At 66.9% G+C, this 12,691-nt stretch carries 12 protein-coding genes; 6 read left to right on the top strand and 6 right to left on the bottom strand.

Annotated features, from left to right (window positions below; translation table 11 throughout):
• From AC1C2S_RS06560 to AC1C2S_RS06570, 3 genes are all read right to left on the bottom strand, one after another.
• The gene (locus AC1C2S_RS06560) at positions 1–1,341 is read right to left on the bottom strand and encodes an ABC transporter substrate-binding protein (protein ID WP_495351722.1); all 1,341 of its coding nucleotides are present in this window, start codon (positions 1,339–1,341) and stop codon (positions 1–3) included.
• 180 nt (positions 1,342–1,521) lie between these two features.
• Positions 1,522–2,601, bottom strand: a complete 1,080-nt coding sequence (locus AC1C2S_RS06565) for a glycoside hydrolase family 183 protein (protein ID WP_495351723.1) — start codon at positions 2,599–2,601, stop codon at positions 1,522–1,524.
• A 262-nt stretch (positions 2,602–2,863) separates the two neighbouring features.
• Entirely contained in the window at positions 2,864–3,913 is a 1,050-nt protein-coding gene (locus AC1C2S_RS06570) for a type II toxin-antitoxin system death-on-curing family toxin (protein WP_495351724.1), read from the bottom strand.
• Between the two features lie 111 nt (positions 3,914–4,024).
• Between AC1C2S_RS06570 and AC1C2S_RS06575 the strand changes: the two genes are divergently transcribed.
• The 5 genes from AC1C2S_RS06575 to AC1C2S_RS06595 all read left to right on the top strand — a co-directional run bounded on the left by AC1C2S_RS06575 (position 4,025) and on the right by AC1C2S_RS06595 (position 7,934).
• Positions 4,025–4,522, top strand: a complete 498-nt coding sequence (locus AC1C2S_RS06575) for a MarR family winged helix-turn-helix transcriptional regulator (RefSeq protein ID WP_495351725.1) — start codon at positions 4,025–4,027, stop codon at positions 4,520–4,522.
• A 5-nt stretch (positions 4,523–4,527) separates the two neighbouring features.
• Entirely contained in the window at positions 4,528–6,114 is a 1,587-nt protein-coding gene (locus tag AC1C2S_RS06580; protein ID WP_495351726.1) for an MFS transporter, read from the top strand.
• The gene (locus AC1C2S_RS06585) at positions 6,084–6,299 is read left to right on the top strand and encodes a hypothetical protein (protein WP_495351727.1); all 216 of its coding nucleotides are present in this window, start codon (positions 6,084–6,086) and stop codon (positions 6,297–6,299) included. Before AC1C2S_RS06580 ends, AC1C2S_RS06585 begins: the two co-directional genes overlap by 31 nt.
• Before the next feature lie 220 nt (positions 6,300–6,519).
• Positions 6,520–6,801 carry an NPCBM/NEW2 domain-containing protein gene (locus AC1C2S_RS06590; RefSeq protein WP_495351728.1) on the top strand — a complete coding sequence of 94 codons (282 nt, stop codon included), beginning with the start codon at positions 6,520–6,522 and terminating at the stop codon, positions 6,799–6,801.
• Between the two features lie 224 nt (positions 6,802–7,025).
• Positions 7,026–7,934, top strand: a complete 909-nt coding sequence (locus tag AC1C2S_RS06595) for an endonuclease domain-containing protein (RefSeq protein WP_495351729.1) — start codon at positions 7,026–7,028, stop codon at positions 7,932–7,934.
• A gap of 130 nt (positions 7,935–8,064) precedes the next feature.
• Here AC1C2S_RS06595 and gdhA read toward each other — a convergent pair whose 3' ends face one another.
• The 3 genes from gdhA to AC1C2S_RS06610 form a co-directional block, all read right to left on the bottom strand.
• Positions 8,065–9,420, bottom strand: coding sequence for an NADP-specific glutamate dehydrogenase (gene gdhA / locus AC1C2S_RS06600; RefSeq protein ID WP_495351730.1), 1,356 nt, complete (start codon positions 9,418–9,420; stop codon positions 8,065–8,067).
• A gap of 119 nt (positions 9,421–9,539) precedes the next feature.
• On the bottom strand, positions 9,540–10,445 hold the full coding sequence (locus AC1C2S_RS06605; protein ID WP_495353206.1) for a carbohydrate ABC transporter permease: 906 nt from the start codon (positions 10,443–10,445) through the stop codon (positions 9,540–9,542).
• 43 nt (positions 10,446–10,488) lie between these two features.
• A complete protein-coding gene (locus AC1C2S_RS06610) occupies positions 10,489–11,403 on the bottom strand; it encodes a carbohydrate ABC transporter permease (RefSeq protein WP_495353207.1) in 915 nt (304 codons plus the stop codon).
• Between the two features lie 151 nt (positions 11,404–11,554).
• On the opposite strand from AC1C2S_RS06610, the gene AC1C2S_RS06615 reads away from it, so the two are divergent.
• Positions 11,555–12,571, top strand: coding sequence for a LacI family DNA-binding transcriptional regulator (locus AC1C2S_RS06615; RefSeq protein ID WP_495351731.1), 1,017 nt, complete (start codon positions 11,555–11,557; stop codon positions 12,569–12,571).
• The last annotated feature ends 120 nt before the right edge of the window (positions 12,572–12,691 follow it).

The following is a 12,691-nucleotide window of genomic DNA, read 5'->3' on the forward strand; positions in this document are numbered from 1 at the left end:
TCAGTTCTTCGGCGCCTTGCTGGGCAGGTCGTTCTTCTCGATCACCTTCTGGATCGCATCGGACGCGGTCTTCAGCGCGTCGTCTATGGATGCAGCGCCCTTCATGCCCGTCTCGATCGCGGTACCGACGGCGAGCGAGACGTCCCACGGGTACGTCGGCTCGGGGATCGCGGTGGGAGCGATGTCGTTCACGATGATGCTCGACCACGGGGCATCCGCTGCCTCATCGCTCGCGGCGACGGCCTCTTGCACCGAGTCGCGCACGGGCACTTTGGTGAACTGCGTGTCGACGAAGAACGGCACGAGACGCTCGGGGTCGTCGGCGAGCGCCCACTCGAGGAACGCTCCCGCCGCTTCGGCGTTCTTCGTCTTCGCGTCGATGACCCACTTGAAGTTGCCGAGGGTCGTCGTGGTGCGATCGTCTGAGCCTGAGGCCGAGGGGAATGCGCCGATGCCGGTCTTGGCCAGCAGGTCGGGGTAGTCCGAGCCGATCTCCGACATCATCCACGAACCCGATACCTTGAACGCGGCCTTCTGCTCGCCGAAGTCCTTGCCCTCGACGTACGCGGCGAGGGGCTGCTTGGGCATGTAGCCCTTGTCCCACAGTTCCTGATAGTTGGCGATGAGGCTCTGGTACGCGTCGTTCTCGATGTCGGGCGCGGTCCAATCGTCGGTGAGTGCGGTGTGGCCGGCGAAGTTATACTGCTGGCCGACCGATGACCAGGCGAAGGTGATCGCGTCTTGAGCGGGCGAGATGCAGTACTGGCCGTCTTGCAGGGTGGGGGCGATCTTCTCGCACGCGGCGAGCAAGTCGTCCCACGTCGCGGGCGCCTGTTCGGTGTCGACGCCGGCTGCCGCGAGCATGTCGGTGTTCCAGAACAGCACGGTCTGCGGCTCGAGCAGCAGCGGGTAGGCGTAGTACGTGCCGCCGATCTCGGCGACGGGCTTGGCCGCATCGATGATCTCGTCGAGCTTCGCCTCGTCGACGACCTCGTTGAGCTCGTAGAGCTGGCCGGCGTTGACGGCGTCTTGGATGCTGCCGGCGTGGGTGTAGACGTCGGGTGCCTTGCCCGCGGCCTGCGCGGCCTTCATCTTCTGGTCCCACGCGTCGGCCGGCACCTCGGTGTCGACGACCTTGACCTCGTCTTGCGAGGCGTTGAACTGCTTCACGATGTCGGCGTACCAGTCGTTCTCGACCGGCGTGAAGGTGCGGTGCCAGAACTGGATCGTGGTCGTGCCGCCGGCGTCGTCGCCGCTCGATGGCGAGCATCCGGCGAGCATGGCCACGACCGCAGCGGCTGCGATGCCGACGGTGGCGAGCCTGTTGATTCTCTTGTGCATTCGTCCCTCCTCAGGAACTCGACTCTTCGGTGAGTCGTTGCTGTGGCCGGTCAGGAAGCCCGGTCCGGTCGGATCAGGCCGGCGCACCGCTCAGCGCGGATCGCCGCTGACCTCATCCCGGCGCCAGCGTACGCGAAATCGATTTCATGCGCAATGGCGACGGATGCCGCGTGCACGCGCTCACTCGGCGCGTTCGGTGCGTTCGAGGTCGACCGAGAACCAGAACACGTTGTACGGCCCCCACAGCGAGAGCGTGAAGTAGATGCGCCGACCGCCCTCGGCGACGTACCGCGGGTTCAGGTACGGCGAGTAGAGCCCCGGATAGTCGACCGCCGAGACCATCTCGATCGGCTCGCCCCACGGCCCCCACGGGGTGATCCCTTCGCGGATGTACGCGTTGCCGCCGTCGGAGTACGTCATGATCCAGCGCTCGAGGTAGCCGGACCACATGACCGAGAGTTCGCCGATCGTGCCGTCCACGATCGTGGTCGCGGCGTCGGGATCGGGGCTCCAATCCGGCGCACCGTCGGGCGCCGTACCCGCGAAGTACGTGTAGGCCGAGGCATCCTCGACCGCTTCGACCGTCGCCGGCACGCGCATGAGCTGCACGCCGCCGAATCGCCCGGATGGAATCGACCAGAAGTAGACGTATTCGGTGCCGCCCTCCTGCACGGTCGCAGCGGCCACCTGAACGAAATTCGAGTCGCCCGGCCAGCGCGGGGACTCGAGCGCCGTCCACGTGCGTCCCTCGTCGGTCGACTTCGCGAGGCCCGCGAAGTTCGCGTCCCACGCGCCAGGCTCCCCCCAGAACTTCACCGACATGTACGAGAGATAGAGCGTGTCGTCGACGGCGAACCCGTACGTCGGGATCTTCGTCACCTCGCCCGTGCCGTCGTTCGCGTCGTGCTCGCCCTCGACGAGTGCGGTCGCCCAGCCGAGGTCGTCGGCCGGCGCCCAGCCGTCGAAGGTGATGCCGTCGCTCGGGTCGTCGTCGGTCGTCCAGGCCGAGACGTTCGAGCGCCAGTTGCCGCCTTGCCCGCCGTATGCGTCTGCGGCGCGTTCGCCGAAGGTGTCGCCGAACAGGAAGAAGGTCTTGTCTCCGAGGTTCACCATCGAGCCGAGGTCGGTGCCGGCGACCGCGGCGCCCTCGGTATCGTTGATCGCGTCGGGGCCGGTGAGCTTCGCGATCTCGGTGAGGTCACGAACACCCTCGAGCACGAACGGCTTGTCGGGGTCGGGGTCGACGGTGGCCGGCTTCATCGCACCGCTCCCGGCATTCGGCCCGGTACAGGCGCAGAGCGCCAGGGCAGCGGATGCCGCGACCGCGGCGATTCGCAGAGTTCGGGTTCGTGTTCGTGGGGTCGGGGCATGGCGCATGATCCTCCTCGATCGTCTCCGCCACGATACGTCGAAGCCGCCGATTTAGAAATCGATTTCAAAACTTTCCGCTGCCGAACACCCGATGAAACCCCACACCGCGGGTGCCCGCTCGAGGGCTATCGGGCGCCGAGTCCGACTCCCTTCACGATGCCTCCCCTGTCAGCATGCTCATGAGCAGCGCGACCATGAGCTCCTTCTCTTTCGGGTCGCTCATGGCGACCATGAGCGTGATCGCCGCAAGGGCGTTGTTCGAGATGCGCGGTATGCCACGCTCATCGTCAAGAGCCTCATTCTTCGCCAGGAAGTGCACGAACAGGGCGGCCGCACTGCGCTTGTTGCCGTCGGAGAGCGGGTGATCCTTCACGACCATGTAGAGCAGATTCGCTGCCTTCTCCTGCACGGTCGGGTACAGCTGTTGCCCGCCGAACCCCTGGTAGATCGTCTCGACGATTCCCTTGAGTGCGTCACCGCGCTCACCCCCGAACAACCGATCGTCGGGGAACTCCGAGCCGACACGGTCTATAACGACGCGAGCGTCGTCGTACGTGAGCACCCAGAGCGGCACTTTGCCGGGTGGAGAAGTAATCGTGCCTTCGTCATAGTCGCGAAGGGCGCGCAGGCCCGGCAAGTATCTCGACAGCACATCGGCTACACCGGTGATCATTTCGTCGGTCGAGCGCGAGAGCACCTGCACGATCGAACCGAGTTGCTCGAGGCGGCGTTCGTTGATTGTTGCACCCTCGAGCACGAACTCCTTGAGTACGCCGCTCGCCCAACGGCGGAACTCGATCGCCCGACCTGAGTTCGCGCGGTACCCAACCGCAAGAATCACGTCGAGGCTGTAGAGCGTGACCGGTCGATCAGAAGAAGCAGTATGCACTTTTTGCATATTGCTCTCGCGATCGACCTCGCCCGCTCGGAACAGATTGCGGATGTGCCGGGAAACACCGGACTGGTCGACCCCGAACAGCTCTTCGATCTGTGCCTGCGAAGCCCAGATCGTTTCGCGTTCAGTGTCGAACGGCAGACGAAATTCACTTCCCTCGGCGGAGTAGATGACCACACCGATATCGCTGGTCACTCGTTCCCCTCCAATCGGCTCGTGCGCTCGTGCACTTGGTCGGGCCCTGTGACGGCCTCCGGATCGTTGTGCGACATTCTCTCCTCCAATGAGATGGACGATTGCGATCAACCCGGCACGAGTTCGATACCGGCACTCTACGACGAGCCTCCGACGCCGCGGCCGACAGGGGGCCAGAGACATCCGGAATGCTTAGTCACACTAATTTGTTAGACTAAGGATATGACGGATGCCTTACACACCCCCACGGCCGAACGGCCTGCCCTCCTTGCATCCGCTCGCACGTCGACGCCCCGCCGACCCACGCTCGCCGAACAGAGCACCGAACTGCGCATCGCGATCATGCGCCTCGCGCGGCGCCTCCGGCAGGAGCGCACCGAGACCGAGCTCAGCGGCTCGCAGTTCTCGACCCTCGGCTGGATCTCGGCCGAGGGACCGCTCACCATCGGCCGGTTGGCCGGACTCGAGCGGGTCACGGCCCCCTCGATGAACCGCACCGTGAACCGCCTCGTCGACGCCGGCTACGTCGTGCGCGCTGCGTCGCCCGACGACCGCCGCAAAGTGCTCGTCTCGACGACCGAGAGTGGCGAGACGATCGTGCGCGAGACGCGCCGCCGCCGCGACGCGTGGCTCGCCAAGCGCTTCGTCACCCTCACCCCTGCAGAACGCGAGACGCTCGCTGACGCCACGACCATCCTCAGGAGGCTCATCACCCAGTGAGTGCCATGTTCCGCTCTCTCGTCCACCGCAATTATCGAATCTGGTTCATCGGCGCCCTCGTCTCGAACGTCGGCGCCTGGATGCAGGCCACCGCCCAGAACTGGGTGGTGCTCACCGAACTCACCGACAACGATGCCTTCGCCGTCGGAATCACGATGGCGCTGCAGTTCGCGCCGCAGCTGCTGCTCGTGCCGATCACCGGCCTCATCGCCGACCGCTTCGACCGCCGCAAGATCCTCATGATCACGCAGACCGCGCTCATGCTGCTCGGTCTCGCCCTCGGCCTCCTGCTCATCTTCGGCCAGGCAGAACTCTGGCACCTCTATCTCTTCGCGCTCGCCCTCGGCCTCGTGAACGCCGTCGACAACCCCGCGCGGCAGACCTTCGTCTCCGACCTTGTCGGCAGCTCCGACATGTCCAACGCCGTCGCGCTGAACTCGGCGTCGTTCAACACCGCACGCATGATCGGCCCGGCCGTCGCGGGATTCCTGATCGTGCTCGTCGGCTCGGGTTGGGTCTTCGTCATCAACGCATTCACCTTCCTGGCGGTGCTCGGCGCGCTCGCGATGCTTCGCGGCAAGCAATTGAAGCGGATGCCGCGGGCTCCACGCGCCCGCGGGCAATTCGTCGCGGGCTTCCGCTACGTGGCGGGGCGGCCAGACCTCGTCGTCGTCTTCGTCATGGTCTTCCTCATCGGCGCATTCGGCATGAACTTCCCGATCTTCTCCTCGACGATGGCGGTCGAGTTCGGCCGCGGCGCCGGCGAGTACGGCCTGCTGTCGTCGATCCTCGCGATCGGCTCGCTGACCGGTGCCCTGCTCGCTGCACGACGCGAGCGAGCCCGCATCCGGGTGATCATCCTGGCGTGCGCCTTCCTCGGATTCGCCACGCTGGCCGCCGCGCTCATGCCCACCTACTGGACCTTCGCGGCCTCGACGATCCTCATCGGCCTCGGCGCCGTGACGATCCTCACCACGGCCAACGGGTACGTGCAGACGACGACCGAACCCGCGCTCCGCGGCCGGGTGCTCGCGCTGTACATGGCGATCCTCGCGGGCGGAACGCCCATCGGCGCCCCGATCGTCGGCGCGGTCGCCGACAGCATGGGCCCGCGCTGGGCGCTCGGGCTCGCCGCCGTCGCTGCGACCGTGGCCGCGCTCATCGGCCTCGGCTGGCTCGTGTTCTCACGGGGAATGCGCCTCGCGCGGCATCCGGAGTTCGCCTGGCGACCGGTGGTCAGATTCGCGGATGCCCCGACCGCCGCCATCGCGGTCGTGGCCACGCAGGCCGTGCCGGTCGTACCGGTCGTGCCGGTCGTACCGGCCGTGCCGGTCGTGCTCGACGACGCTCACGATCGTGTGGGCGAGCGCGCCGGCGCGCTCGTGCCCGCCGTACCGAACAACCGGCTCGTGCCGGTCGACTTCTCGGAGGAAGTGGCGCTCACCTCGCCGATCCCGCTGCCGCATGCGCGCCGTGACGACGCGAGTCGTCGGGATGCGCCTGCCGGCGCAAGCCTTTGCGTCCAGTCGACCGCTGCCGCCCCCGCTCGTGCATCGGCGGAGTGCCCGGAGCCCGCGGCATCACCGACCTAGAAACGGCGACGGCGGGCAACTTCGACGGCGGCGGCGCCACCTTCTCGAAGGACGCGCTGGCCGCAGCCGGAGTAGCGCCCGGCGGAACCGTGACGGTGGGCACCGGCGATGCGGCGATCGAGTACCGGTGGCCGGAACCCGTCGGCACGCCGAACTCGGTGGCGCCCGCAGGGCAGACGATCTGAAGATCTTCGACTGGCAGGTCGTCTCGCAGCCCCTGCCGCCGGGGCCGGCGGAGTCGGCATGGGCGTCGGAGCTGCCGTGGCTCAGCGCCACCACCGGATGGGGTGTCATCGGAAAGGACGTGGCGAACAAGGACGAAGCGGGCTCGCCCGACGTGCCCCTGACGATCAACTACACGGATCCGGCCACCGGGCAGTCGCCGGTCTACGCGAGGGGCTCGGCGTGCACGCCGCGTCGAAGATCACCTACTACCTCGGCGGCACGTGCTCGGCGTTCACCGCCGAGGTCGGCCTCGAGGCGGGCTTCGCCGGTAACGTCTTCTTCAGGGTCGACACCGACGGAGTGAACCGGTACCAGTCGCGTACGTTCACACCGGGCTTCGCCCCGGAGCCGGTGAACGTCGACCTGACGGGCGTGCAATACGTCGACCTGCTCGTCGACGCACCGGGCAGCATCAATGGCGCGCACGGCGTCTGGGGTGATGGGCGCTTCACCTGCGGGTGATCCTCCGCGGGCGAGAAGGGGGAACCTCAACCCGACGGCCGGGGCTCGTGCGATTCACGCGCGGGCCCCGGCCCTTTCGGGGTTCTCCAGTACTCAGGAGATCTCCACTCTGAGCCCCCTCTGCGGACGCACACCCAGGGATCTCCTGAATTTCTCCCCGCCGAGTTGTCCACAGTTTCACCATGAACCAGCCGAATGCCTCGCTTCCCGACCAGACTCAGCGCATGGCAACGACCCTGGGCGCGACGACCGTCCTCCGGCGAGCGGGCGGCGCAGCCGGCTTCGCCGCGTTCGAGAAGGCCGGCATCGTCCGAGCCGAGGTGCTCTCCGCAGTGCGAAGTGGGGCCGTGATCCGCGTGCGCAACGGCTGGTTCGCCGCTCCGGATGCCCCCGCGGACGTCGTTCGAGCGGTGCGCGTCGGCGGCATCGCGACCGCCTCGACCGTTGCACGGCTCCGCGGCCTCTGGGTGCCAGCGCGAGATCGCCTGCACGTGCGGGTCTCGTCGAACGCTGCCAGGCTGCGTTCCCCGCACGATCGCGGGGTTCCGCTCGACGCCCGACAGCACGGCGTCTGCCTGCACTATCGCGCCAAGATCGACGGCACGATCGGCCGCGACGCACTGACCGCCTCGCTCGGTGAGATGTTCGCCTGCGCACCCGACCACGAGGCGATCGCGGCCGTGGAATCTGCGATCGAGCGGCGCGAGCTCGACCCCGGGCACCTCGAGACCGTTCGACGGGCGATGCCGCCTGGACGGCGCATACTCCTCGACCGGCTCGATCTCACCACGCAGTCCGGCCTCGAGACGAAGGTCCGATTGCTGCTACACGGTCGGCGTGTGCGGTTCCGCACTCAGGCGCCGATCGACGGCGTCGGCTCGGTCGACTTCCTCGTCGGAGACCGTCTCGTCATCGAGGTCGACGGCTGGACGTTCCACAGTTCGCGCGAGGAGTTCGAGAACGATCGTCGGCGCGACTTCGAGCTGGTGACCCGTGGGTACCGGGTGTTGCGGCTGAGCTACCGGCAGGTGGTGGAGGACTGGGAGCGCAGCAGGGCGGGGATCCTCGTGCTGCTCTCGCGCGGCGAGCACCGCTGGCAGGGTCGTCAGCGCGGCCCGTTCCCGCCAGTCTGAGCCGCGCGAGCCGAGTGCGTCGACCGGATCGCAGAAATTCAGGAGATCACACTCCATTGGCCCGTGGAGCTCACCATGACCCGGGATCTCCTGAATTCGTCGCCCGGTGCGGCAGCGACCTCGCGGCGCGTCAGATGACGCCGAGCGCGAGCATCGCGTCGGCGACGCGCGTGAAGCCGGCGATGTTGGCTCCGACGACGTAGTCGCCCGGCACGCCGTATTCGTCGGCGGTCGCCGCGGTGCGCTCGTGAATGCCCGCCATGATCTCGGAGAGCCGCTCCTCGGTGTGCTCGAAGCCCCACGAGTCGCGCGACGCATTCTGCTGCATCTCGAGCGCCGAGGTCGCCACGCCGCCCGCGTTGGCGGCCTTGCCCGGCCCGAAGAGCACGCCCGCCTCGCGCAGCGCCCGGATCGCACCAGGCGTCGTGGGCATGTTGGCGCCCTCGGCGACCGCCACGACACCCGCGGCGACGAGCTTCACGGCCTGCGCCTCTGACAGCTCGTTCTGCGTCGCGCACGGCAGGGCGACGTCGATGCGCTCACTGTCGATATCCCACACGGATGCCCCGGGCAGGAACTTCGCCCGCCCGCCGCGCTCATCGGCGTATACCGAGATGCGCTCACGGCGCCGCTCTTTGACGTCGCGCAGCAGCGCGAGGTCGATGCCGTCGGGGTCGTGGATGGCGCCCGACGAGTCGGAGGCGCCGACGACCCGCCCTCCGAGGGCGTGCACCTTCTCGATCGCGTAGACGGCGACGTTGCCAGAGCCCGAGACGAGCACGCGGGCCCCGTCGAACGAGCGGCCGCGGGTCGCGAGCATGTGCTCGGTGAAGTAGACGGCACCGTAGCCGGTCGCCTCGGTGCGCACGAGCGAGCCGCCCCACGTGACGCCCTTGCCCGTGAGCACGCCCGACTCGTAGCGGTTCGTGATGCGCTTGTACTGGCCGAAGAGGTAGCCGATCTCACGCGCACCGACACCGATGTCGCCGGCCGGGACATCCGTGTACTCGCCGATGTGGCGGTAGGCCTCGGTCATGAACGACTGGCAGAACCGCATGATCTCGCCGTCGGAGCGGCCCTTGGGGTCGAAGTCGCTGCCGCCCTTGCCGCCGCCGATGGGCATGCCCGTGAGCGCGTTCTTGAAGACCTGCTCGAACCCGAGGAACTTCACGGTACCGAGCAGCACGCTCGGGTGGAAGCGGAGCCCGCCCTTGTACGGCCCGAGCGCCGAGTTGAACTGCACCCGGAAGCCGCGGTTGATGCGCACGCGGCCGCCATCGTCGACCCACGGCACCCGGAAGATGATCTGCCGCTCGGGTTCGCAGATGCGCTCGAGGATCGACGCCTGCACGTACTGCGGGTTCTTGTCGAGCACTCGCCCGAGCGAGTCGAACACCTCGCGCACGGCCTGGTGGAACTCCACCTCGCCGGGATTCCGGGTCAGTGTCGCGGCGTAGACGTCTTCGATGGTGGTGCGGCTCTGCAACGCGCGCCCTTCTGTCGAACGGATGCCACGTGGTGCATGTTGCGCGCGGCGTCTCCACACTACCCAGTGCCGAGGAAGCCTCCGACCGTATGACGCGAGCGGCAGGTGTGCTGCGCCGGCTACTTGATGCCGGTCGTCGCGAAGCCCTTGATGAGGTAACGCTGTCCGATGAGGAACGCGAGGAACAGCGGAATGAGGCTCACGACCGACATCGCGAACATGGCGCCGTAGTTGGATGACGACTGGGCGTCGATGAACCCCTTCAGGGCGATCGAGACCGGGAAGTTCTCCCGGGTGCGCAAGTAGATGAGCGGGCCGAAGAAGTCGCCCCACGTCCAGATGAAGGTGAAGATCGCGGTCGTGGCGAGCGCCGGCACCATGAGTGGCATGGTGATCTGCGAGTAGATGCGGAACTGGCCGGCACCGTCGATACGCGCGGCCTCGAAGATCTCCTTCGGCAGGCCGCGGATGAACTGCACCATGAGGAAGATGAAGAACGCGTCGGCGGCCAGGAACTTCGGCACGATCAGCGGCAGGAACGTCTCGAGCCAGCCGAGCTCGCGGAAGATGACGAACTGCGGCACGAGCACCACGTGGAACGGCAGCATGATCGTGCCGAGCATGACCACGAAGAAGGCGTTGCGCCCCCAGAACTTCAGCCTCGCGAAGGCGTACGCGGCGAGCGAGCAGGAGATGAGGTTGCCGACGATCGCGCCGAGCACGAGAATCGACGAGTTCATCAGGAACACCGTGAACGGCAGTTGCTGCGAGGTCCAGCCCTGCGTGTAGTTGTCGAAGGTCAGGTCGGTGGTGAAGATGCCGAGGTCGCTGAAGATCGCATCGTTCGGCTTGAACGACGACACGACGAGCCAGATCAGCGGATACACCATCACGATCGACAGTGCGATGAGTCCCGTGTGCTTGAGCACCGAGATCCACCGGGCCCGCGCGCGGCGGTCGCGTGGCTGCTCGGGCGATGCACCGACGACGGCACGAGTCGTGGGGTGTTCGAGGGTCGAGGCCATGGTCGCGGTCCCTTCGTAGATCGTGCGGGAGGCGGAGCCGGGTTCAGTCGTCATAGAAGACCCAGTACTTCGACAACCAGAAGTTGATGGCGGTGATGGCGCCGATGACGACCAGGAGGAACCACGCCATGGCGGCCGCGTAGCCCATGTTCAACTCGGTGAACGCCTGCTTGTAGAGGTACAGCGTGAAGAACATCGTGGAGTCGCTCGGCCCGCCGGTGCCTCCAGAGACGATGTACGCCTGCGTGAACGACTGGAACGCGAAGATGACCTGCAGCACGAGGTTGAAGAAGATGATCGGCGTGAGCAGCGGGAGCGTCACCGAGAAGAACCGTCGCACCTTGCCTGCGCCGTCGACCTCCGCCGCCTCGTAGAACATCTCGGGAATCTGACGGAGCCCCGCGAGGAAGATCACCATCGGGGAGCCGAAGGTCCAGACGTGCAGCAGGATGATCGTGCCGAGCGCGAAGTCGGGGTGCGCGATCCAGCCGGGGCCGTCGATGCCGAACCAGGCGAGGAACCCGTTGACGATGCCTTCTTTACCGAACACCTGGCGCCACAGGATCGCGATCGCGACCGACCCGCCCATGAGACTCGGCAGATAGAACACCGAGCGATAGAAGGAGAGGCCGCGCATTCCCCGGTCGAGCAGCATCGCGACGCCGAGGGCGAGGGCGAGTTGCAGCGGCACCGAGACGAAGACGTAGACGAGGGTGACCCGGAACGAATTCCAGAGCCGGTTGTCGCCGAGCATCTCGACGAAGTTGTCGAGGCCCGCCCACTTCGGCGGCTGCAACAGGTTGTAGTCGGTGAACGACAGGTACAGCGACGCCAGCATGGGCCCGATCGTGAACACGAGGATGCCGATGAGCCACGGAAGCAGGAAGAGGAACCCGGCCTTGTTGTCGGGATACTTCTCTTTCACACGTGACCCGCGCGTGCGTGCCGCGCGGGCGATCGTGCGGAGTTCACCGAGGCTGCTCACTGGTCGACCTCCTCGTCAGTCCAGAGAAACCACTACCGTGGTGAAAGCGGTTTCTGGTGCGATGCACGATTTTGTTGCAAGGCACGCGAAATGTCAAACTTCCCCGATGAGATCGAGGCGAACCATGGCCCGACGAGGCAAGACGACGACGATCGCCGAAGTCGCCGAGCACGCCGGCGTCTCACCGGCGACCGTGTCGCGCGTGATGAACAACCACTTCACCGGTCAGCCGGCCGTAGCCGAACGGGTGCGCAGCTCGGCAGCAGAACTCGGCTATTCGCCGAGCCCCTTGGCCCGCGGCCTCGCCCTCGGCGAGACGCGAACGATCGCGTTCGTGGTCCCCGATCTCTCGAACCCGGCGTTCCAGGCGGTGCTCTCGGGGCTCAGCAAGACAGCGGCGAAAGACGGCTACCGGGTGCTCGTTGCCGATTCGGCGGAGTCCGCGGCCGAAGAGGCACTGCTCGCGAACGAGACCCGGCGGCGCTGCGACTCGATCGTGCTGTGCGCGCCGCGCATGCCTGACGCACAGCTCATCGAGCTCGCATCGTCGCTGCATCCGCTCGTGCTCGTCAATCGCCCGACGCCGCGAATCTCGGCGCCGTCGCTGTCGATCGACTACGAGACGGGCATCGGCGCCCTCGCCGAGCACCTGACCTCTCTCGGCCATCGGCATCTCGCCTACCTCGCCGGCCCTGACGAGAGCGTCTCGAACTCGTACCGGCTCCGCGGGCTCGACGGTTTCGAGCGCGGCGCGACCGGGGTGCGCATCGACCGCATCCCGGGCGGCGTGCACCCCGAAGACGGCGTCGCCGCCGCGGTGCGGGTGCACGCGACGGGCGCGACGGCGGTGCTCGCGTTCAACGACCTCGTCGCGGTCGGACTCATCAGAGGACTCAAGGACCTCGGGCTGCGGGTGCCCGACGACATCTCGGTGACGGGCTTCGACGACATCCCGTTCGCGCGCTACACCTCCCCCGAGCTCACCACGGCGTCGGTGCCCTACGAGACGCTCGGCGTGCAGGCATGGAGTCGCCTGCACGCCCTCATCCACGACGAGACGCCCGACGACGACCTCGTGCTGCAGCCGCGCCTCGAGGTGCGAAGGTCCACGGGGCACCCGCCCATCGGCGATGCCCGGTAAGGCCGAATGAATATCGTTGACTTGGCAACAAATAGCTGCTAGCTTTCCCGAGAAAGCGGTTTCACGAGCGTTCTCACGAGTGTTCGAGCGCCGCGTCCCGCGGCAAGTCCCCGCTTGCCG

This window comes from Agromyces sp. Y782 (assembly GCF_059445405.1).

Bases quoted from the DNA above. Each gene is read 5' to 3' on its own strand.
- AC1C2S_RS06560 (WP_495351722.1), bottom strand. From the start codon at position 1,341: ATGCACAAGAGAATCAACAGGCTCGCCACCGTCGGCATCGCAGCCGCT.
- AC1C2S_RS06595 (WP_495351729.1), top strand. From the start codon at position 7,026: ATGGCAACGACCCTGGGCGCGACGACCGTCCTCCGGCGAGCGGGCGGC.
- AC1C2S_RS06605 (WP_495353206.1), bottom strand. From the start codon at position 10,445: ATGGCCTCGACCCTCGAACACCCCACGACTCGTGCCGTCGTCGGTGCA.
- AC1C2S_RS06615 (WP_495351731.1), top strand. From the start codon at position 11,555: ATGGCCCGACGAGGCAAGACGACGACGATCGCCGAAGTCGCCGAGCAC.
- AC1C2S_RS06575 (WP_495351725.1), top strand. From the start codon at position 4,025: ATGACGGATGCCTTACACACCCCCACGGCCGAACGGCCTGCCCTCCTT.
- AC1C2S_RS06565 (WP_495351723.1), bottom strand. From the start codon at position 2,601: ATGAAGCCGGCCACCGTCGACCCCGACCCCGACAAGCCGTTCGTGCTC.
- AC1C2S_RS06580 (WP_495351726.1), top strand. From the start codon at position 4,528: ATGTTCCGCTCTCTCGTCCACCGCAATTATCGAATCTGGTTCATCGGC.